This window comes from Plantactinospora sp. BC1 (genome assembly GCF_003030345.1).
Lineage (GTDB): Bacteria > Actinomycetota > Actinomycetes > Mycobacteriales > Micromonosporaceae > Plantactinospora.
Genome location: NZ_CP028158.1, coordinates 1,351,684 through 1,372,322, shown reverse-complemented (window position 1 = coordinate 1,372,322; position 20,639 = coordinate 1,351,684). Strand labels below are relative to the sequence as shown.

Annotated in this window: 19 protein-coding genes; 11 read left to right on the top strand and 8 right to left on the bottom strand. The window is 73.1% G+C overall.

From position 1 onward, the window contains the following. The first annotated feature begins 241 nt into the window (after window positions 1–241). From C6361_RS05710 to C6361_RS05700, 3 genes are all read left to right on the top strand, one after another. Window positions 242–1,351 carry an LLM class flavin-dependent oxidoreductase gene (locus C6361_RS05710; RefSeq protein ID WP_107267013.1) on the top strand — a complete coding sequence of 370 codons (1,110 nt, stop codon included), beginning with the start codon at window positions 242–244 and terminating at the stop codon, window positions 1,349–1,351. Then, window positions 1,348–1,962, top strand: coding sequence for an FMN reductase (locus C6361_RS05705; protein ID WP_107267012.1), 615 nt, complete (start codon window positions 1,348–1,350; stop codon window positions 1,960–1,962). Before C6361_RS05710 ends, C6361_RS05705 begins: the two co-directional genes overlap by 4 nt. 77 nt (window positions 1,963–2,039) lie before the next feature. After that, entirely contained in the window at window positions 2,040–2,507 is a 468-nt protein-coding gene (locus C6361_RS05700) for a hypothetical protein (RefSeq protein WP_107267011.1), read from the top strand. A 38-nt stretch (window positions 2,508–2,545) separates the two neighbouring features. On the opposite strand, the gene C6361_RS05695 is transcribed toward C6361_RS05700, so the two are convergent. The 3 genes from C6361_RS05695 to C6361_RS05685 all read right to left on the bottom strand — a co-directional run bounded on the left by C6361_RS05695 (window position 2,546) and on the right by C6361_RS05685 (window position 5,016). Further along, window positions 2,546–3,385: an aldo/keto reductase gene (locus tag C6361_RS05695; protein ID WP_107256121.1), complete on the bottom strand. Its 840-nt coding sequence runs from the start codon at window positions 3,383–3,385 to the stop codon at window positions 2,546–2,548. 123 nt (window positions 3,386–3,508) lie between these two features. Beyond that, a complete protein-coding gene (locus C6361_RS05690; RefSeq protein ID WP_107267010.1) occupies window positions 3,509–4,498 on the bottom strand; it encodes a xanthine dehydrogenase family protein subunit M in 990 nt (329 codons plus the stop codon). Further along, complete coding sequence (locus C6361_RS05685) at window positions 4,495–5,016, bottom strand: 2Fe-2S iron-sulfur cluster-binding protein (RefSeq protein WP_107256119.1); 522 nt, start codon at window positions 5,014–5,016, stop codon at window positions 4,495–4,497. The genes C6361_RS05690 and C6361_RS05685 overlap by 4 nt, the downstream gene beginning before the upstream one ends. A gap of 209 nt (window positions 5,017–5,225) precedes the next feature. Between C6361_RS05685 and C6361_RS38050 the strand changes: the two genes are divergently transcribed. The 4 genes from C6361_RS38050 to C6361_RS05665 all read left to right on the top strand — a co-directional run bounded on the left by C6361_RS38050 (window position 5,226) and on the right by C6361_RS05665 (window position 11,751). Then, complete coding sequence (locus C6361_RS38050; protein WP_107267009.1) at window positions 5,226–8,711, top strand: BTAD domain-containing putative transcriptional regulator; 3,486 nt, start codon at window positions 5,226–5,228, stop codon at window positions 8,709–8,711. Between the two features lie 143 nt (window positions 8,712–8,854). After that, window positions 8,855–9,838 carry an ATP-binding cassette domain-containing protein gene (locus C6361_RS05675; RefSeq protein WP_107270757.1) on the top strand — a complete coding sequence of 328 codons (984 nt, stop codon included), beginning with the start codon at window positions 8,855–8,857 and terminating at the stop codon, window positions 9,836–9,838. A 175-nt stretch (window positions 9,839–10,013) separates the two neighbouring features. Then, entirely contained in the window at window positions 10,014–10,769 is a 756-nt protein-coding gene (locus C6361_RS05670; RefSeq protein ID WP_107270756.1) for an ABC transporter permease, read from the top strand. A 250-nt stretch (window positions 10,770–11,019) separates the two neighbouring features. Further along, a complete protein-coding gene (locus C6361_RS05665) occupies window positions 11,020–11,751 on the top strand; it encodes a dienelactone hydrolase family protein (protein WP_107267008.1) in 732 nt (243 codons plus the stop codon). An 87-nt stretch (window positions 11,752–11,838) separates the two neighbouring features. Here C6361_RS05665 and C6361_RS05660 read toward each other — a convergent pair whose 3' ends face one another. After that, window positions 11,839–12,498 carry a TetR/AcrR family transcriptional regulator gene (locus C6361_RS05660; RefSeq protein ID WP_107267007.1) on the bottom strand — a complete coding sequence of 220 codons (660 nt, stop codon included), beginning with the start codon at window positions 12,496–12,498 and terminating at the stop codon, window positions 11,839–11,841. A gap of 95 nt (window positions 12,499–12,593) precedes the next feature. Between C6361_RS05660 and C6361_RS05655 the strand changes: the two genes are divergently transcribed. The 3 genes from C6361_RS05655 to C6361_RS05645 all read left to right on the top strand — a co-directional run bounded on the left by C6361_RS05655 (window position 12,594) and on the right by C6361_RS05645 (window position 15,473). After that, complete coding sequence (locus tag C6361_RS05655) at window positions 12,594–13,295, top strand: SDR family oxidoreductase (RefSeq protein ID WP_107267006.1); 702 nt, start codon at window positions 12,594–12,596, stop codon at window positions 13,293–13,295. Window positions 13,296–13,387: 92 nt separating this feature from the next. Further along, complete coding sequence (locus tag C6361_RS05650; protein WP_107256114.1) at window positions 13,388–14,443, top strand: SPFH domain-containing protein; 1,056 nt, start codon at window positions 13,388–13,390, stop codon at window positions 14,441–14,443. Between the two features lie 64 nt (window positions 14,444–14,507). Next, on the top strand, window positions 14,508–15,473 hold the full coding sequence (locus tag C6361_RS05645; protein WP_107267005.1) for an NAD(+)/NADH kinase: 966 nt from the start codon (window positions 14,508–14,510) through the stop codon (window positions 15,471–15,473). On the opposite strand, the gene fmdA is transcribed toward C6361_RS05645, so the two are convergent. Together fmdA and C6361_RS05630 are read right to left on the bottom strand one after the other, a co-directional pair. Further along, on the bottom strand, window positions 15,436–16,689 hold the full coding sequence (gene fmdA, locus C6361_RS05640) for a formamidase (protein ID WP_107267004.1): 1,254 nt from the start codon (window positions 16,687–16,689) through the stop codon (window positions 15,436–15,438). The two genes, C6361_RS05645 and fmdA, sit on opposite strands and share 38 nt — an antisense overlap. Before the next feature lie 388 nt (window positions 16,690–17,077). Further along, the gene (locus C6361_RS05630; RefSeq protein ID WP_107267002.1) at window positions 17,078–17,362 is read right to left on the bottom strand and encodes a DUF427 domain-containing protein; all 285 of its coding nucleotides are present in this window, start codon (window positions 17,360–17,362) and stop codon (window positions 17,078–17,080) included. Between the two features lie 232 nt (window positions 17,363–17,594). Here C6361_RS05630 and C6361_RS05625 point away from each other — a divergent pair, with 232 nt between their 5' ends. Beyond that, on the top strand, window positions 17,595–18,335 hold the full coding sequence (locus C6361_RS05625) for a D-Ala-D-Ala carboxypeptidase family metallohydrolase (RefSeq protein WP_107263588.1): 741 nt from the start codon (window positions 17,595–17,597) through the stop codon (window positions 18,333–18,335). Between the two features lie 296 nt (window positions 18,336–18,631). Here the strand turns inward: C6361_RS05625 and C6361_RS05620 are convergent, their stop codons facing one another. Continuing rightward, window positions 18,632–19,918, bottom strand: a complete 1,287-nt coding sequence (locus tag C6361_RS05620) for a cell wall metabolism sensor histidine kinase WalK (RefSeq protein WP_234359347.1) — start codon at window positions 19,916–19,918, stop codon at window positions 18,632–18,634. Window positions 19,919–19,958: 40 nt separating this feature from the next. Beyond that, window positions 19,959–20,639 carry a response regulator transcription factor gene (locus C6361_RS05615; RefSeq protein WP_107267000.1) on the bottom strand — a complete coding sequence of 227 codons (681 nt, stop codon included), beginning with the start codon at window positions 20,637–20,639 and terminating at the stop codon, window positions 19,959–19,961.

Sequence of the window (20,639 nt, the reverse complement as noted above, 5' to 3'; positions counted from 1 at the left end):
CCGTGTCGTCTCGTCGTGCGCTGCCAGCCTCCACCCGACATGAATAGCGTATCCGCCCGGTCCGGCGCATCTTCGAGCTGCCCGGATGGCTGAGATCACCCTGCGTGTACGCCCCGATCCGCCGGGTACCGGATCTGGTGCTGCCCCGCCTCCGCCCGGCCCGGCGGAATAGTTGACACGGCAAGTATGTTGTGCGGGGCAGCCCGGGCGTTGGCTCCCGGGACCGAGTGAGGAGCTGGCGATGCAGTTCGGGATCTTCAGCGTGGGCGACGTGACCACCGACCCGACGAACGGACGGGAGCCGTCCGAGGCGGAGCGGATCAAGGCCATGGTCACCATCGCGTTGAAGGCGGAGGAGGTCGGCCTCGACGTCTTCGCCACCGGTGAGCACCACAACCCGCCGTTCGTGCCGTCGTCCCCCACCACCATGCTCGGCTTCATCGCGGCCCGGACCAGCCGGCTGCTGCTCTCCACCGCGACCACCCTGATCACCACCAACGACCCGGTGAAGATCGCCGAGGACTACGCGATGCTCCAGCACCTGGCCGACGGCCGGGTCGACCTGATGATGGGCCGGGGCAACACCGGACCGGTGTACCCGTGGTTCGGGCAGGACATCCGCAACGGCATCCCGCTGGCGATCAACAACTACGACCTGCTGCGCCGGCTGTGGCGGGAGGACGTCGTCGACTGGGCGGGCAAGTTCCGCACCCCGTTGCAGTCGTTCACCTCGACCCCGCGGCCGTTGGACGGCATCCCGCCGTTCGTCTGGCACGGCTCGATCCGCAGCCCGGAGATCGCCGAGCAGGCCGCGTACTACGGCGACGGGTTCTTCGCCAACCACATCTTCTGGCCCAAGGAGCACACCCAGCGGATGGTGGGCCTCTACCGGCAGCGGTTCGAGTACTACGGCCACGGCGACGCCGACCGGGCCATCGTCGGCCTCGGCGGCCAGGTGTTCATGCGGCCCAACTCGCAGGACGCGGTACGCGAGTTCCGGCCGTACTTCGACAACGCCCCGGTCTACGGGCACGGCCCGTCGCTGGAGGACTTCACCCGGGAGACCCCGCTGACCGTCGGCAGCCCGCAGCAGGTGATCGACCGCACCCTGACCTTCCGCGACTACGTCGGCGACTACCAGCGGCAGCTCTTCCTGGTCGACCACGCCGGACTGCCGCTGAAGACCGTACTGGAGCAGTTGGACATCCTCGGCGAGGAGGTCGTACCGGTGCTGCGGCGGGAGTTCGCCGCGCTCCGCCCCGCGCACGTACCCGAGGCGCCCACGCACGCCTCGATGAAGGCCGAGCGGGCGGCGGCGGGCGAGGCGGCCGAGGCGGGAGCCACCCGATGACGGCCCGGACCATCGCGGTCGTCTCGGCTGGGCTGCGGGTGCCGTCCTCCACCCGGCTCCTCGCCGACCAGCTCGGCGCGGCCACCGGCGCCGAACTCGACCGCCGGGGTGTGCCGGTCCGGACCGAGGTCGTCGAGCTGCGCGACCACGGACACGACGTGGTCAACCACCTGCTCGCCGGCTTTCCGTCCACGGCGCTCAAGCGGGCTCTGGACACCGTCTCCGGTGCGGACGGGCTGATCGTGGTCACGCCGATCTTCAACGCCTCGTACAGCGGCCTGTTCAAGGCGTTCTTCGACGTGCTGGAGGACGACGCCCTGGTCGACCGGCCGGTGCTGATCGGCGCGACCGGCGGCACCGCCCGGCACTCGCTCGCGCTCGAACACGCCCTCCGGCCGATGTTCAGTTACCTGCGCGCGGTGGTGGTGCCGACCTCGGTCTTCGCCGCGCCGGAGGATTGGGCCGGCGGCAACGCGCAGGGCACGCTGCGCCGCCGGATCGACCGGGCCGCCCGGGAACTCGCCGAGCAGGTCGCCGGCCGCGAACCGGCCGAGGCCGTCGACCCGTTCCGGCTCACCACGACCTTCGACGAACTGCTGACCGGCGACTGAGCCCGCCCGGCCCCGCCGACCCGGGCCAGGGGTGCCCGGGGCCGGGCCGGTCCGGGTACGTCCGGTTGAATGAGCCGATGACCCCACCGGTGCCCCGGGCCATCACGCAGGCGACCATCCGCGCCGTCGAGGCGGTCCGGGCGCGGGACCCGGACGCCCTCGACGAGGCGGCCGGCGACCTGGCCCTGCTCCCCGCCGAACAGGTCGGGCTGGTCCTCGGCGCCGTGCTCCGGCTGCTGCTGGAGCAGGCGCATCCGGACGGGCTGGCCGGCGAGGACGTGCAGGCCGTACTCGTGCGGTGTGCCCGGAGCAACGCCGGCTGGCTGCCGGGGCTGGACGTCGGGGTGTTGGCGCTGCTGCTGACCGGTGCGCTCGGCGTACACCAGATGACGGACGAGGCACCGCCGGCCGATCCGGCGGCGGTGGCCCGGCACGCCCCGCTGCTCGTCGCCGACCTGCTCGCCGTCACCGGCGGAGCGGTCGGCGACTACCTGGCCGCCGCCCTGGCCGAGATCGCCGTCGCGGAGACGATGGAACTGCCCTGACCGCAACGCGACGACGCCCGGCCGGAGCGGCGAACGGGTCAGTGTCCGGTGGTGTCGGAGTCGGTGGCGGCCTGCTCGCCCCGGTCCAGCGCGGAGAGCGCGGCGACGTCCTCCGGGGCGAGGGTGAAGTCGAAGACGTCGATGTTGCTCTTCATCCGGTCCGGCGAGGCGGTCTTCGGGATCGGGATCAGATCCAGGTCGAGGTGCCACCGCAGCACGACCTGCGCGGGGGTCCGGCCGTAGCGGTCGGCGATCCCGGTCACCACCGGGTGGGTGAGGAGTTCGCCGCCGTGCCCGATCGGACCCCAGGACTGGGTGGCGATGCCGTGCTCCCGGTGGTACGCCCGCGCGGCGTCCCGGGTCAGCGTCGGATCCAACTGGATCTGGTTGACGTCCGGCGTCACGTCCGTCGCGGCGCGGATCCGGTCGATGTGCGCCGGCTTGAAGTTGGAGAGCCCGATGGCCCGTACCCGGCCGTCCCGGAGCAGGTCGGTCAGGCCCAGGAAGGCGTCGACGTACCGGTCCTGCCAGGGCATCGGCCAGTGGATCAGATAGAGGTCGAGGTAGTCGACGCCGAGCTTGCCGACACTGTCCTGGAACGCCTCCCGCACCCTCTCCCGACCGTGCCACTCACCGTTGAGCTTGCTGGTGACGAAGAGTTCCTCCCGGGGCACCCCCGAGGCGCGCAGGCCACGGCCGACGCCCACCTCGTTGCCGTACTTGTAGGCGGTGTCGATCAGCCGGTAACCGGCCGCGATCGCCTCGGCGACGGCCCGCTCCGCCTCGGCGTCGCGCAGCGGCCAGGTGCCGAAACCGAGCTGCGGTATCCGGGCACCGTTCGCCAGCGGTCGGGTCGGCACGGTCGACTCTGCGTTCATGTGGTTGATCTCCTGCGATCGGGGTCCGGCCCGGCGGCGCGGGCCGGCGCGGTGCGACGTTCCTGATCAACTTACCCGCGCCGCCGTACCGGCCGCCGAGGTGGCGACACGGTGGAGTCGGGCTCAGCCGGGCCCGTCGACCAGGTCGAGCAGGGTACGGGTCAGCGTGTTGCGGGCCAGCGGCACCTTGAAGGCGTTGCCGGGCAGCGGCTGCGCGTCGGCGAGTTCCGCCTCGGCGGCCGCCCGGAACCGGTCCTCCCGGGCCGGGCCGCCGCGCAGCAGCTCCTCGGCCCGACCGGCCCGCCACGGCTTGTGCGCCACCCCGCCGAGCGCGATCCGGACATCCCGCACCACCCCGTCCACGACGTCGACCGCCGCCGCCACCGAGACCAGCGCGAAGGCGTACGCCGCCCGGTCGCGTACCTTGCGATAGCGGGACCGGGTGGCGAAGGCGAGCGGCGGCACCTCGATCGCGGTGATCAGCTCGCCGTGCGCCAGTACGGTGTCCCGGTGCGGTTCGTCGCCCGGCAGCCGGTGCAGTTCGGTCATCGGGATGCGCCGCCCGCCCTCCGGACCCTGGGTGTGCACGACGGCGTCCAGCGCGACCAGGGCGACGGCGAAGTCCGACGGGTGGGTCGCGATGCACTCCGGCGAGGTGCCGAGGATGGCCAGTTCCCGGTTGTAGCCGCCGATCGCCGAGCAGCCGGTGCCGGGCTCCCGCTTGTTGCACGGGGTGGTGACGTCCTGGAAGTACACGCACCGGGTGCGTTGCAGCAGGTTCCCGCCGGCCGTCGCCAGGTTGCGCAGCTGGCCCGAGGCACCGGAGAGCAGCGCCTGGGAGAGCACCGGATAGCGGCTCCGGACCAGGGGATGTGCCGCCAGCTCGCTGTTCGGGGTGGCGGCGCCGATCCGGATGCCGCCGTCGGGCAACTCCTCGACCTGGTCCGAAGTCAGCCGGCGTACGTCCACCAGCAGGTCCGGCGTGGCCACCTCCAGCTTCATCAGGTCGACCAGGTTCGTCCCGCCGCCGAGGAACGCGCCGTTGGGTGCCTCGGCGAGCAGCGCGACGGCACCGGTCACGTCCTCGGCCCGGGTGTACCGGAAGGGCCTCATCGCCGGGCCAGTTCCTGGATCGCCGGCACCATGTTCGCGTACGCGGCGCAGCGGCAGAGGTTGCCGCTCATCCGTTCCCGGATCTCGTCGGCGTCCAGACCCGTCGGGCCGCCGTCGCCGGCCGGGAGACGGTCCGCGGTCACCGCGCTCGGCCAGCCCGCCTCCGCCTCGCGCAGCATCGCCACCGCCGAGACGATCTGCCCGGGCGTGCAGTAGCCGCACTGGAAGGCGTCGTACTGGATGAAGCACTGCTGCATCGGGTGCAGTTCGCCGTCGGGTGCCAGGCCGGCGGCGGTGACGATCTCGGCCCCGTCGTGTGCCACCGCGAGGGCGAGGCAACTGTTGACCCGCCGCCCGTCCAGCAGGATCGTGCAGGCGCCGCACTGCCCGTGGTCGCAGCCCTTCTTCGGGCTGGTGTTGCCCAGCCGCTCCCGGAGGGCGTCGAGCAGGGTGGTCCGGGTGTCGACGGTGACCCGGTGAGCGGTCCCGTCCACCCGGAGGCTGACCTCGGCATCCATCCTTCCGGCCTCCCGTGGTCGAGTCGCGGACGAACACCCCCAAAAGTAGCTACAGCAATGCAGTAAAGGGTTCAAATGCGCAAAACCCTCGGACGGGTACGGGTCATGCAGGTTACCGCCGGGCCCCTCCAGGGGCCGCGAGCACGGCGCTGCCGCCCCCGGGCCGAGGGCGTGCCGGCCGCCGCGCGGCGTGGGCGACAATCGACGCCATGCGGTTCGGCATCCTGGGCGCGACCGAGGTGTACGCGGGCGACGGCCGGCGCCTCGCCGTCGGTGGTCCGCGCCTGCGTGCCCTGCTGGTACTGCTGCTCCTCGACGCCGGCCGGGTGGTCTCGGCGGACCGGCTGATCCAGGGCCTGTACGGCGACGCCCCGCCCAGCCGGGCCGGGAACGCGTTGCAGTCCCAGGTCTCGCGGCTGCGCCAGGTGCTCTCCGGCGTCGACGGGCCGGAGCCACCGGTGGAGTTCCATCCGGCGGGCTACCGGATCGCGGTCGAGCCGGAGGACGTCGACCTGCACCGGTTCACCCGGCTGGCGGCGGAGGGCCAACGCGCGTTGGCCCGGGGTGACCGCCCGGCGGCCGTCGAGCTGCTGCGCGCCGCGTCCCGGCTCTGGCGCGGCGAGCCGCTGGCCGACGTCCGGGAGGCACCCTTCGCCCGGGCCCAGGCGATCCGCCTCGACGAGTTGCGGCTCGCCGCCGTCGAGGACCGGGTGGCGGCGGAACTCGACCTCGCCGGGGCCGGACCGTCGGTGGCGGAACTGCGGGAACTGGTGGCGGCGTACCCGCTGCGGGAGCGACTGCGCGGCCAGCTCATCCGCGCGCTGCACGCCGCCGGCCGCCGGGCCGAGGCGCTGGCCACCTTCGAGGAGGCCCGGCAACTGCTCGCGGCGGAGCTCGGCACCGACCCGTCTCCGGAACTGGCCGCGCTGCACGTGGCCGTGCTGCGCGACGACCCCGCACTGCTCCCGGCCGGAACGCGCCGCCCCGGCCCCGCCCGGCCGGGGCCCGCCGGTCCAGCCGTCGAGCCCGCGAGTCCAGCCGCCGAGCCCGCGAGTCCAGCCGGCGTGGCCGCCGGTCCAGCCGCCGATCACGGCAGGTCGGCCGTCCCACCGGCCAGTGTCGACGGGGAGCCGGCGACGGTCGACCGGGGGCCGGCCAGGGTCGACGGGGAGCTGGCCGCGATCGACGGGGAGCTGGCCGGGGCGGCCGTCGGGCTGCCCGGGCAGCTCAGCAGCTTCGTCGGTCGGGAGGAGGAGCTGGCCCGGGTCGGCAAGCTGCTCGGCGAGGGACGCCTGGTCACCCTGCACGGCCCCGGTGGCGCCGGCAAGACCCGGCTGGCGATCGAGGCGGCCGGCCGGCAGCCCGGCGAGGTCTTCCTGGTCGAACTCGCGGCGGTGACCGCGGGCGCGGACATCGCCTCGGCGGTACTCGCCGCGCTGAACCTGCGGGACGCCGCGCTGCGCGCCCAGGGCGGCCCCCGGGACGCGGCCGACCGGCTGGTCACGGCGCTCGCCGATCGCAGCCTGCTGCTGGTGCTGGACAACTGCGAGCACCTGGTCGCCGACGTGGCCCGGCTCGTCGCCCGGCTGCTCGGCACCTGCCCGCAGGTGCGGGTCCTGGCCACCAGCCGGGAGCCGCTCGGGCTCACCGGCGAGGCACTCTGTCCGATCTCCGGACTGCCCCTGCCACCGGCCGAGACCGCCGCCGAGGCCGCCCCGGGGTACCCGGCCGTCCGGCTCTTCGTCGAACGGGCCGCCGACGTGTCACCGGGCTTCGCCGTCGGCCCCGACAACCTTCCTTCGGTACTGCGGATCTGTCGTACGCTCGACGGCCTGCCGCTCGCCATCGAGCTGGCGGCGGCCCGGCTGCGGGCACTGCCGGTCACCGAGGTGGCGGCCCGGCTCGACGACCGGTTCCGGCTGCTGACCCGGGGCAGTCGGATCGCCCAGCCCCGGCACCAGACGCTGCGGGCGGTGGTGCAGTGGAGCTGGGACCTGCTGGACGAGGCCGAACAACGGTTGGCGCGCCGGCTGACGATCTTCGCGGGCGGCGCCGACCTGGCCGCCGTCGAGCGGGTCTGCGGGCCGCGCGACGCGGGCCGAGACGATGCGAGTTCAGGCGATGCTGGCCGAGGCGATGCGGGCCGAGGCGATGCGGGTCCAGGCTGTGCGGGCGCAGGCGATGCGGGCCGGGGTGACGGGGAGCTGCTCGACGTGCTCTCCAGCCTGGTGGACAAGTCCCTGGTGGAGGCGGGTGGCGGGCGCTTCCGGATGCTGGAGACGGTGCGCGCGTTCGGCGCCGAACGGCTGGCCGAGGCCGGCGAGGCGGAGGAGCTGCGGCGGGCGCACGCGGCGTACTTCCTCGAACTGGCCCGCACCGCCGACCTGCGGCTGCGCGGCGCGGACCAGTTGGACTGGCTGCGCCGGCTGGACGGCGACCGCGACGACCTGCACGCCGCCCTGCGCCGGGCGATGGCCGCCGGAGACGTCGCTACCGCGCTGAAGCTGGTCGCCGCGCTGTCGTTCTACTGGTGGCTGCGCGGCCTGCGGGGGGAGGGGGCCGCGCTGGCCGCCCAACTCGTCGAGCAGCTCGGCGGCGACCCGCCCCAGGAACTCGCCGAGGAGTACGCCCTCTGCCTGCTGCACGCCTCGCTCGGCGGGTACGGTTCGGGCCCGCAGGGGGTAGAACCGGCCGCCACGATCCTGTGGAGCCTGGGCCGTCCACCCCGGCAGCCGTTCCTGCTCTACCTCTCCGGGGTCGCCAACGGTCCACCGCCGGAGATGGCGGCGAACCTGCTCAGTACCCCCGAAGGCTGGATCGGGCTCATCGGGAGCGACCCGTGGAGCCGGGCACTGGCGGCGCTCGGCATGGGGATGGTGCTGATGCTCGAAGGCCGCTACGAGGAGGCGTACACCAGGCTCGACCAGGCGTTGGCCGACTTCCGGACCATCGGGGAGCGCTGGGGCACGATCCTGGTGCTGACGATCCTGATCGAGTTGGCGTACCGGCGCCGCGACCACACCCACTCCGAACTGGTCGACGAGGCGCTGCGGCTGGCCGACGAACTCGGCTCGATGCTCGACATGGCGGAACTGCTGCGTACCCGGGGCGACGGTCGGCTCGGCATCGACGACCTGGCCGGCGCGACGGACGACTACCGGCGGGTGCTGGAGCTGGCTCTGCCGGCCGGGGCGCCGGAGCTGCTGGCAGCGGCCCACCTGGGGCTCGGCGAGATCGCCCGGCGGCACGGTGACCTGGACCGGGCACGCCGGCTCTGCGAGCAGGCGTTGGCGGAGTGCCCGACCGGCTGGTTCGGGGCGGAGGGGATACGGCTCGCCGCGCTCGTCGCCCTGGGGCAGATCTTGGCGGCGGCCGGTGACGAGGTCGGGGCGCGGGCCCGGTTCCGTCAGGTGCTGGGAGCGACGGCGGGGGTGTGGGAGCTGAGTACCCTCACGATCGCGGTCGAGGGCGTGGTCGGACCGGTACTCCAGGACGGCGACGCCGACCGGGCTGCTGTGCTGCTCGGCGCGGTCGTGGCGTTGCAGGCCGGTTTCGGCAGCGCCGCGGCGATCGACGCCGCACCGGTCGCGGTCGCCACCCGGGCCCGGCTCGGCGCCCCGGCGTACCGGCGCCTGCTCGCCCGGGGTGCGGCGCTGAGCCGGGAAGCGGCGCTGGCGGCCCTCGACGCCGCCTGACCGGAGGCGGCCGCACCGGCCCGGCGGTGTGGGCCGGTGCGTGACCGGCCAGCGCGGCGGTCAGCGGTCGGTGCGTGACCGGTCAGCGGGGTCGTCAGCGATCGGTGCGCGACCGGTCAGCGCGGTCGGCGACGGTCTACGGCATGACAACGCAGACATCAGCGGTCGTGGCCGAGGGACTGCACAAACGGTACGGCGCGACCCGGGCCCTCGACGGGTTCGACCTCAACGTGCCGGCCGGCACGGTGTGCGGGCTGCTCGGACCGAACGGCGCCGGCAAGACCACGGCGGTGCGGATCCTCGCCACGTTACTGCGCTTCGACTCCGGCCGGGCTCAGGTGGCCGGGTACGACGTGGTCCGGCAGCCCGATCGGGTCCGGGAGGTGATCGGGCTGACCGGGCAGTACGCGGCGGTCGACGAGGTACTCAGCGGCCGGCAGAATCTGATCCTTTTCGGTCGGCTGCACCGGTTGTCGACTCGGGTGGCCCGGCGCCGCGCCGACGAGCTGCTGGAGCAGTTCGGGCTGACCCCCGCGGCGAGCCGGTCGGCGGCGGAGTACTCCGGCGGGATGCGCCGCCGGCTGGACCTGGCGGCCAGTCTGATCATGACCCCCCAGGTGCTCTTCCTCGACGAGCCGACCACCGGGCTCGACCCGCGCAGCCGTAACCAGCTCTGGTCGGCGGTACGGAGCCTCGTCGCCGACGGCACCACCGTGCTGCTGACCACGCAGTACCTGGAGGAGGCGGACCAGCTCGCCGACCGGATCCTGGTGGTCGACGCCGGGCGGGTGGTCGCGGAGGGCACCTCGGCCGAGCTGAAGGCGCGGATCGGGGCGGACCGGATCGAGGTGGTGGTCCGGAACGCGGCGGAACTCGGCACCGCCGCCGGGATCGTGGAACGTTCCTCCGCCGGGCCGGTGACGCTCGACGCGGAGATCCGGCAGCTCAGCGCCCCGGTCCTGGACCGGGTGGCGGCGCTCGGCGACGTGATGCGGGCGCTGCGGGACGCCGGGATCGCGGTCGAGGACATCGGGCTGCGCCGGCCGACCCTCGACGAGGCCTTCCTGCACCTGACCGGGCACCAGGCCGGGGCGGCGCAGCCGGGCCGGGCGGGGGTGCCGGCGTGACCGGGGCGGTGGTGGGCCGGCCGGACCGGCCGGGCCGGTACGACGACGAGCGAAACGGGGTAACGGCATGACGAGTACGTTGCAGGCACAGCACCGGGCGCCGCAGGTGCCTCCGGTACGGCCGACGGCCGGGCGTACGGCCCGGTTGCGTCGTGCGGTGGTGGACGGCTGGGTGATGACCGGCCGGAACATGGCGCACGTGATCCGCTCGCCGGAAGAGATAGCCATCTACTTCAGCCTGCCGATCATGTTCGTGCTGGTCTTCGGCTACGTCTTCGGCAGCGGGATGTCCATGCCCGGCCAGGGCAGCTATCGGGAGTACCTCCTGCCCGGCGTCTTCGTGATGACCATGCTGTACGGGCTGGGCGCCACCGCCAGCGGTATCGCGATGGACGTCAGCCGGGGCGTGGTGGACCGGTTCCGGTCGATGCCGATGGCCCGGACCGCGCTGGTCACCGGGCGGGCCGGTGCGGACCTGCTCCGCGCGCTGCTGGAGATGAGCATGCTGGTGGTCTGCGGCCTGCTGGTCGGCTGGCAGTGGCGCAACGGCCTGCTCGACGCGCTCACGGCGGTGGGGCTGATCCTGCTGCTCCGGCTCGCGCTCACCTGGGTCGGCATCTTCCTCGGGCTGATGGTGCCGAACCCGGACACCGTCGGAGTGATCGTCTTTCCGCTGGCCTTTCCGCTGACGGCGCTCTCCAACGTCTTCGTGGCGCCGGAACTGATGCCGGACTGGCTCGGCGCGATCTCGTCGTGGAACCCGCTGTCGGCGACGGTGGCGGCCAGCCGTGAGCTGTTCGGCAACCCGGGGACCGGCGGGAACTCCTGGGCGGCGGAGCACGCGCTGCTGCTGGCGGTCGCCTTTCCGCTGCTGCTGATCGCCGTCTTCGCGCCGCTGGCCGTCCGGCGGTACCAGCGGCTGAGCCGTTGACGGCGGTCGGCTTTGCCGGCTGTCGTGCGGCGGCGGTCGGTTTGCCGGCTGTCGTGCGGCGCTCGTGCCGGGCCTTCGAGAAAACGGTTTGGCAGGGCATGGCGACGCTGCTAGCTTTCCGGAGGCCGTGCGAGAGACCGAGGAGGTGGTACCCGTGAACGTTTCGACATGGGTGCTCCCCTGCGGGGTCACGGTCGGGCGATAGGTCGTCCGGGAGCGCCGTTCACGAGCACTCCCGAAAGGCACGACCGTGGAATTCATTGCTCAACAGCGCCTCGACGACGGCGTCCTCGAACGCGGGTTCACCCTCGGGGAGGTCCCCGGCATCCTGTGGACGCCCGGATCCGCGTCCGCACCGGTCCCGCTGATCCTGCTCGGCCACCCCGGCGGACTGCGCAGGATGTACCCCCGACTGGTGGCCCGGGCCCGGCACTGTGCGGCGGAGGGCTTCGCCGCAGCCACCATCGAGCTTCCCGGCAGCGGTGACCGGCCCCGGTCCGCCGCCGCCGAGGAGGCCCGCGCCGACCTGCACCGGGCGCTGGCGGCTGGCGAGCCGGTCGACGACGAGATCGTCGACCGGCTCGTCCTTCCGCTGGTGGAGAAGGCGGTCCCGGAGTGGCGGGCCGCCCTGGACGCGATCCTCTCGCTGCCCGAGATCGGCGGCCCGGTCGGGTACGCGGGAGGGGTGATCGCCATCGGTGTCCGGCTGGCGGCGGTCGAGCCGCGCATCTCGGCCGCCCTGCTGTTCGCCGGGAGTTTCGTGCCCCGCGCCATGTTCGAAGAGGCCCGGCAGGTCACCATTCCGCTGCTTGTCCTGTTGCAGTGGGACGACGAGGGAAACGACCGGCAGTTGGCCCTGGACCTGTTCGACGCCTTCGGCTCCGGGGAGAAGACGCTGCACGCCAACATGGGCGGGCACACCGGCGTCCCGCACTTCGAGGGGGACGACGGGAACCGGTTCTTCGCCCGGCACCTGAGGTGAGGCCGGGCCGTCAGGCCGGCGACAGCCAACCGTCAGGCCGGCAGTAGCCGACAGGAGCTGCCGGCGGCGCTGCGCGAACGGTCCGGGTCAGCCGGTGCCGGGCTGGGCCTCGGAGAGGGCGGTGCCGGGCTGGGCCTCGGAGAGGGCGGTGCCGGGCTGGGCCTCGGACAGGGCGGTGCCGAGTTGGGCGTCGAGCAGTGCCGAGGCGGTGAGCGCGGCCAGCCCGTCCAGCCCGGCACCCTGGGTCACGGCCCGGCTGGCCGACCCGTCGTAGACGATGGTGAGCTGCCTGGCCAGCGTCTGCGGATCGCGGGCACCGGCCAGCCGGGCCTGCTCGGCGAAGAAGCCGGTCAGCCGGTCCTTGTAGCCCCGGGCGACCACGCTGGCCGGGTGGTCGGGGTCCCGGAGTTCGACGGCGGTGTTCAGGAACGGACATCCCCGGAACTCGGCTGACCCGGACATCTCGTCCAGGTGGGCGAAGACGGCGAGGATCCGCTCGCGGGGGCCGAGATTGGATGTCCGGTCCGGCAGGTGCGCCGCGACCACCGCCGGGCCGCAGGCGTCGAGGCTCTCCGCGACCAGGGCGTCCTTGGTCTCGAAGAGCTGGTACATGGTCCGCTTGGAGACGCCGGCCACCTGGCAGAGCCGCTCGACCCCGGTGGTGGCGATGCCCTCCCGGTGGAAGAGCTCGGCCGCCGCCCGTAGCAGCCGGTCGCGGGGGGTCGCCGGGTTGGTCGTCGAGGTCATGTTCGCAGCGTACCCGCCCTGCTTGCGGATGGAAACCGATCGGTTTACGGTGGTGGAAACCGATCGGTTTTCCGTCCTTCCCGAAAGGCACCACGATGCAGATCAGAGACGCCGTCGTCCTCGTCACGGGCGGCAACCGTGGGCTCGGCCGGGCGATCGCCGCCGAGGCGCTGGCCCGGGGCGCCCGCAGGGTCTACGCCACCGCCCGCGATCCGCGTACCGTGACCAACCCCGACGTCGTGCCGCTGGCCCTGGAGGTGACCGATCCCGAGTCGGTCGCCGAGGCCGCCCGGCGGGCACCCGACGTCACCCTGCTGGTGAACAACGCGGCCGGCCTGGTCGCCGCGAACTTCCTCGACTCGCCGGTGGAGGACGTCCGCCGCGAGTTCGAGGCGAACTTCTTCGGCCCGCTCGCCGTGACCCGGGCCTTCGTGCCGGGCATGGTCGCGGCCGGCGGCGGCCACCTCCTGACCATCCACTCGGTGCTCTCCTGGCTCGCCCTCTCCGGCTCGTACAGCGCCTCCAAGGCGGCACTCTGGTCGATGAGCAACTCGCTGCGGCTGGAACTGCTCGCCAAGGGCGTCGGGGTGACCGGGCTGCACGTCGGGTACGTCGACACCGACATGGCCGCGCACCTCGACGTGCCGAAGGTCGCCCCGGAGGACGTCGCCCGGCAGGCGCTGGACGGTGTCGAGGTCGGGGCCTTCGAGGTACTCGCCGACGACGTGACCCGACGGGTCAAGGCCGGGCTCTCGGCGGATCTCGCCGCGCTCTATCCGCAACTCGCCGCCGCCTGACCGGGGTCGGGCCGAGCGGTTTATCGGCACCTTGACGCGAAATACGATCTCCTTTATCGTCATGGCGACGAAAATAGGAGAGGGGGCGCGTCATGGCCGACGTGACCAGGCGGCTGTTCCTGCGACACCTGCGCGGGGCGCCGACCACGTGGATCCGGCACACCGTGCGGGGCAGGGTCCGGCACGAGGGGATCGGACAGTCCTTCTGGTACCGGCCGCTGGTCGGCGTACTCAGCGAGGTGCCGATCGACGACCGCGAGCTGCCGCTGCTGTTCCACGCCCGGACCAGTGACTTCGCCGACGTCACCGTGCAGGCGACGGTGACGTACCGGATCGCCGACCCGGCGCTGGCGGCGAGCCGGCTGGACTTCTCGGTCGACCCGCACAGGGGTGTCGCCCGGGGGCGCCCGCTCGACCAGGTCGCCACCCTGCTGGCCGAGCTGGCCCAGCAGCCGGCGCTGGACCTGCTGGCCCGGGTCCCGCTGGCCGAGGCGCTCACCGACATCGCCGGGGTCCGCGAGGCGGTCTCGGCGGCGCTGCGCGACGAGGGCCGGCTGACCGACGTGGGCGTCTCGGTGGTCAGTGCCCGGGTGGTGGCGGTGCGCCCCGAGCCGGAGATGGAGCGGGCGCTCCAGACGCCGACCCGGGAAACGGTGCAGGTGGAGGCCGACCGGGCCACCTACGCCCGCCGGGCCCAGGCGGTCGAGCAGGAGCGGGCGATCGCCGAGAACGAGTTGCAGAACAAAATCGAACTGGCCCGCCGGGAGCAGCAGTTGGTGGAGCAGCACGGCGCCAACTCCCGGCGCAAGGTCGAGCTGGAGGCCGCCGCCGACCTCGCGGTCGCCCAGGGCAAGGCCGAGCGGGAGAAGGTGACGAACGCGGCGGCGGCCGAGCGGGCCCGGGTGCTGGCCACCGCCGAGGCGGAGAAGGAGCGCACCCTCGCCGGGGCGAAGGCCGACGGGGTACGCGTGATCGGGCTCGCCGAGGCCGAGGCGGAGACCGCCAGGCTGGCGGCGTACCGGGACCTGCCCCCGGAGGTACTGCACGCGCTGGCGCTGCGCGAGGTGGCCGGGCAGCTTCCCGAGATCGGCCAGCTCACGGTCACCCCGGACGTACTGACCGGCCTGCTGGGCCGGCTGTCCCGGTGACCGGGCCGGCACCGGCCACGGCGGGGCCGGCGCAGCGCCGGGCGATGCTGGTGGGGTGGGCCGGATGAGCGCCACCCTGGCCCCGAGGGTGGTCGTGGTGAGCCGGCGCAGCGAGCTGGACGAGCTGCTGGCCCACCACGGCACCCGGGCCGCCGCCGGTTACTACCTGCACCAACGGGGGCGTGACCTGGCCGAGGTGGTGGCCCGGCACGAGGCGCTCCAGGCGGCGCTGACCATCGTCGGCGCGGCGATCCCGGCGGACTGGCGGCGGGGCCGGGCGGACCGGGACGACCTGCCCCGGTTTCCGTTCGCCCCGGAGGACATCGTGGTCGCGGTCGGCCAGGACGGGCTGGTCGCCAACGTCGCCAAGTACCTCGACGGGCAGCCGGTGATCGGGGTCGACCCGGAACCGGGGCAGAACGCGGGCGTACTCGTCCGGTTCCGGCCGGAGGCGGTCACCCGGCTGCTGCCGACGGTGGTCGCCGGACGGGCGCCGGTGCGCGAGCGGACCATGGTCCGGGCCGTCCTCGACGACGGTCAGGAACTGGTCGGGCTCAACGAGGTCTACGCGGGGCACCCCGGTCACCAGTCGGCGCGCTACCTGCTCTCCACCGCCGACGGCCGACGGGAACGCCAGTCCTCCTCGGGCCTGGTGGTCGGCACCGGCACCGGAGCCACCGGCTGGTGCGCCTCGATCGCCCGGGAGCGGGCCGCCGCGCCGCCGCTGCCGGCGCCGGAGGAACCGGCGCTGTGCTGGTTCGTCCGGGAGGCGTGGCCGTCCCCGGCCACCGGCGCGTCGCTGACCGCCGGGCGGCTCGGCGCAGACGAGACGCTGGAGATCGTCGCGGAACGGGAGCGGCTGGTGGTCTTCGCCGACGGGCTGGACAGCGACCACCTGACGATGGCCTGGGGGCAGCGGTTGACCGTCGGCCCGGCCAGCCGGCGGCTGCGCCTGGTCGAGCCGACCACCGCCGCGACCGATCGGCGAAAGCTCAGAACGTCGCCTTCGGGGCGCCCTGGCCCGGGTTGACCCGGGTCGGCCCGGCGCCGGAGGGGCGTACGTCGACGTCGAAGATCGCGGTCGGCAGGTAGACCGTCGCGCAGGCGTTCGGGATGTCCACCACCCCGGAGAAGCGGCCCTCGATCGGGGCGGCACCGAGCAGCAGGTACGCCTGCTCCGGGCTGTAGCCGAAGCGGGTCAGGTATTCGACCGCGTGCAGGCAGGCGCGCTGGAACGCGAGCTGCGAGTCGAGATAGCGCTGCTCACCGTCGGTGCTGACGGAGATGCCGGAGAAGGCCAGCCACTGGCTGTACTGCGGAGCCACGATCCCGGGCAGGAAGATCGCGTTCTCCGACACGCCGTACATGGTCATCCCGCCCTTGATCACGTCCACGTGCAGGTCGATGAAGCCGCCCATCTCGATCGCACCGCAGAAGGTGATCTCACCGTCGCCCTGGGAGAAGTGCAGGTCGCCCACGGAGAGGTTGGCGCCGGGGACGTACACCGGATAGAAGACCCTGGTCCCCTTGGTCATGTTCTTGATGTCCTGGTTGCCGCCGTTCTCCCGGGGCGGCGCGGTCCGGGCCGCCTCGGCCGCGACCCGGTCGAAGTCGCCACCGGTCAGCGAGCCGAGGATCGCCCCGTCCGGCAGTGGCGGCAGCGACAGCGGAGGTACCCGGTCCGGGTCGGTGGCCCGCAGCGCCCCCTCCCGCTCGTTCCACTTCGCCAGCAGCGCCGCCGACGGGGCGGTACCCATCAGACCCGGGTGGATCATCCCGGTGAAGGTCACCCCGGGAACGTGCCGGGAGGTGGCCTGCTGCCCGCTGAAGTCCCAGACCGCCTTGTAAGCGTCCGGGAAGTAGTCGGTCAGGAAGCCGCCGCCGTTCTGCTTCGGGAAGATGCCGGTGTAGCCCCAGCCCTGCCCGGCGAGCGGCCCCGAATCCTCCTGCGGAATCGGCCCCACGTCGAGGATGTCGACCACCAGCAGGTCGCCGGGCTCGGCACCGCTGACCGAGAAGGGGCCGCTGAGCGCGTGCACGATCTGCAGCGGCGCGTCCCGGACGTCCTCGGCCGAGTCGTCGTTGTGGATCGCGCCGTCGAACCACTCCCGGCAGTGCACCCGGAACGACTGGCCGGGCCGGATGGTGGCGACCGGTGGGATCTCCGGATGCCACCGGTTGTGGCCCATCAACTCCTGCTCGGTGAACTTCTTCGTCGAGTCCAGTGGAAACAACAGCTCCGGCATCGCGGCTTCCCTTTCACCCGTCAGGGTCGTGGCAGACGGGCGTGCCCGGGATGGACCGGCCAGGCCGCCGCGCCGCGTCGGCCGGGGACCCGGGACACCACCTCCGGTGCTTCGGCGCTGCGGCCGGCCCGGTCGAGGGCCGCGACCAGGGGCCGCGGCATGGCACGCAGCGACGGCGCCGAGAAGACCCGGGCGGCCTCCGCCGCGCAGGTCGCGCAACGAACCCGCGCGGGAGCCTGCCCGATCGGAAACCGGGCCGGGAAGACCCCGTCCCGGGGACACCGGTACTCGTACGTCGCCACGGCTTCAGGATCGGACCCGGTGGGGTGGCTTCGCAGGCTAATGCCGCAATTGGCGGCATACGGGTGGTCTGCCCGGACGGCGGAGATCAGTCGACGACCGTGACGTCCTTCCAGAAGGCGACCCGGTCCCGGACCATCTCGGCGTCCGGCTTCGGCTCCGGGTAGTACCAGACGGCGTCGACGCTGCGCCGGCCCTCGTGCTCCAGGGTGTAGTACGACGCGGTGCCCTTCCAGGGGCAGACGGTGTGCGTGTCCGACTCCCGCACCAGGTCGTCCCGCAGGGCCGTACGCGGGAAGTAGTGGTTGCCCTCGACCACGACGGTGTCGGTGCTCTCCGCGACGACCAGATCGTTCCAGATGGCTTTCGGCATGTCCGCCAGCCTATGCCGACCGCCGCCGACCCGCCCCGCTCCCGCCCAGGCGGCCGGGGCCGAAACCGTCCCGCCGTCGCCAGGGTTCGTCGGCGGCGGGGTGGTGAACGGTGCGTCTCCGAGGGGTGAAGGAAACCGCCGCATCACAAAAGGTCACTGCAAGATATTGACTTGTGATCGGCGGACAGCCATCCTCGTCGATATTCAACCCCCGCTCGGTATGGAGGACCCCTTGTTCAGACGTACCGTCAGAATCCTCGCGGCGCTCACCATGGCGGCTGCGGCCACCCTCGTCGCGACCGTGACCACCGCCGGACCCGCCCAGGCCGACGGCTGCTACACCTGGGGCCGGACCCTCTCGGAGGGAATGTCCGGTGAGGACGTACGACAGTTGCAGATCCGGGTCGCCGGCTACCCCGGCTACAACGCGGTACTCACCATCGACGGCGCCTTCGGTCCGGCGACCCGAGCCGCGGTGGTCCGCTTCCAGCAGGCGTACGGGCTCGGCGCCGACGGCATCGCCGGCCCGCAGACATTCAACCGGATCTACGCCCTCCAGGACGACGACTGCACCCCGGTGAACTTCAGCTACGCCGAGTTGAACAACTGCAACTCGGACTGGTCCGGTGGCGCGGTCTCGGCCGCCACCGCCCGCTTCAACGCCCTGGTGAACATGTGGAAGCTCCAGGCCATGCGGCACGCCCTCGGCGACCAGCAGATCCGGGTCACCAGCGCGTTCCGCAGCCACGCCTGCAACAACGCGGTCGGCGGCTCGGCCACCAGCCGGCACCTCTACGGCGACGCGGTCGACCTCGGCGTCAGCCCGCACTCCCTGTGCCGCCTCGCCCAGCAGGCCCGTAACCACGGCTGGCGGGAGATCCTCGGTCCTGGCTACCCCGGACACAGCGACCACACCCACGTGGCGCACAAGTCGAGCCGTACCTGGTCGGCGAGTTCCTGCGGCGTTTCCTGACCGTGTCCTGGGCGCCCGTCGGCGGCGGGGCGGGCGACGGGACGGTCGACGGCGGCCACACGCTCGCGGCGGGGTCCTTCCGATCCGGAGGGACCCCGCCCCGCTGCCCGGGCGGCGGTCGGAAGTCAGGGCAGCGGCGGACGACCAGGGCAGCGGTCGACCGTCAGGGCTGCGGTCGACCGTCAGGGCTGCGGTCGACCGTCAGGGCTGCGGTCGACCGTCAGGGCTGCGGTCGACCGTCAGGGCTGCGGTCGACCGTCAGGGCAGTGGTCGACCGTCAGGGCAGTGGTCGACCGTCAGGGCAGCGGGGAGGACGTCGGCGGCTCGACGTCGTCGGTGCGGTCCGCGGCCGGCAGCCAGAGCACGAAGGTGCTGCCCCGGCCGACCGAGGAGAAGAGCGCCACCTGCCCGCCGTGCGACTCGGCGATCTGCCGGACGATCGCCAACCCCAGCCCGGTACGCCGCTCGGCCCCGGCCGCCGGATCCGCCCGGCCGCGCCAGAACCGGTCGAAGACCCGGGACTGGTCGGCGACGGCGATCCCCGGTCCCTCGTCGGCGACCCCGACCCAGAGCCAGCCGCCGATCCGCCCCGCCGCCACCGTGACCGTGCCAGCCGCCGGGGAGAGCCGTACCGCGTTGGAGAGCAGGTTGCCGACCGCCCGGCGCAGCGCGTCGTGGTCACCGATCAGCGACAGCTCGGGCCGGAGGTCGTAGGCGACGGTGACCTGGCGGGCGGCGGCGACCGCGGCGAACTCCTCACCCGCCTCCCGGGCCACCTCGTCGAGCAGCACGTCGGTGTCGGCGAGCGCGTCGGCGCGGCGGCGGGCCGTGGCGAGCAGGTCCTCGACCAGCCGGGACATCCGGGTGGTGGCCCGGTCGATGACGGCGACGGCCCGGTTCCGCTCCGCGTCGGTGGCCTCTGGCGCGTCGAGCAGCGAGGCGTCCAGGTTGGCCCGGATGATCGCGAGCGGGCTGCGCAGTTCGTGTGAGGCGTCGTCGATGAGCTGGCGCTGGGTCCGGAACGCCTCCTCCAGGCGGTCCAGCATCGAGTCGATGGTGTCGCCGAGTTCGCGCAGTTCGTCCCGGGCACCGGTCAGCCGGATCCGTCGGGACAGGTCGGTGGCCTGGATCTCCCGGGTGGTACGCGCGATCGCGCCCACCGGTCGCAGCGCTCGCCCGGAGAGCACCCAGCCGATGCCGAGGCTGGCGACGAAGAGCCCGGCCAGCGCGATCAGGGAGTAGTTGCGCAGCGTCTCCAGGGTACGGAAGTTGACCTCCGACTCGATCTCGTCCACCTCGGCCACCGTCAACGTTCCGACGGTACGGCCGTGCTTGACCACGTCCGCCTCGTACTGGTTGGTGATCGGCTTCGGGTTGGTGCTGTACTCCACCGCCAGATAGGTGACGGCGAGCCCGGCCCCGGCCAGCGCGAAGAGCAGCGTGGAGTAGAGCACGGTGAGCCGGAACCGGATCGACCGCACGAACGGCAGCCAGCGCCGCAACCGCCGACCCCCCGGCGCACCCGGCACGCCACCTCCCGTCACCGTCACCCTCGGCTCCACGCCACCTCCCGCCACCGTCACCCTCGGCTCCCCGTCAGGCCGCGTCCCGCCGGACTCCACGTCACGCCACCTCCCGCAGTCGGTAGCCGCGTCCGACGACGGTTTCGATCGCCTCGCCGCCGAGCTTGCGGCGCAGCGTGCCGACGGTGACCCGGACGGTCTGGGTGAACGGGTCCGCGTTGGCGTCCCAGACGTGTTCCAGCAGCTCCTCCGCCGAGACCACGTGACCGGGGCGGGTCATCAGGTATTCCAGCACCCCGAACTCCTTGCGGGTCAGGTGCAGCCGGTTGCCGTCCCGGCTCGCCTCCTGCCGGGCCACGTCGAGCTGGAACGGGCCGACCCGCAACACCGCCGACCCACCGCCGGAGTCCCGACGCAGCAGCGCGCGTACCCGGGCCAGCAGTTCGGCCAGGGCGAACGGCTTCACCAGGTAGTCGTCGGCGCCCTCGTCCAGCCCGCGTACCCGGTCGTGCAGCGCGCCCCGGGCGGTGAGCATCAGTACCCGTAGGTCGGTGCCGCCCTCGACCGGTACCTCGCCGCGGCGGATCGCGTGGCAGACCGCGAAACCGTCGCCGTCGGGGAGGTTCAGGTCCAGCAGCATCAGGTCGTACGCGTTGACCGCCAACCGCTCGTACGCCTGCGCGACGTCGGTGGCGACGTCCACCGCGTATCCCGCGCGGACCAGGCCGAGCCGTACCGCGTCGGCCAGGTCCTCCTCGTCCTCCACCACCAGTAGCCGCAT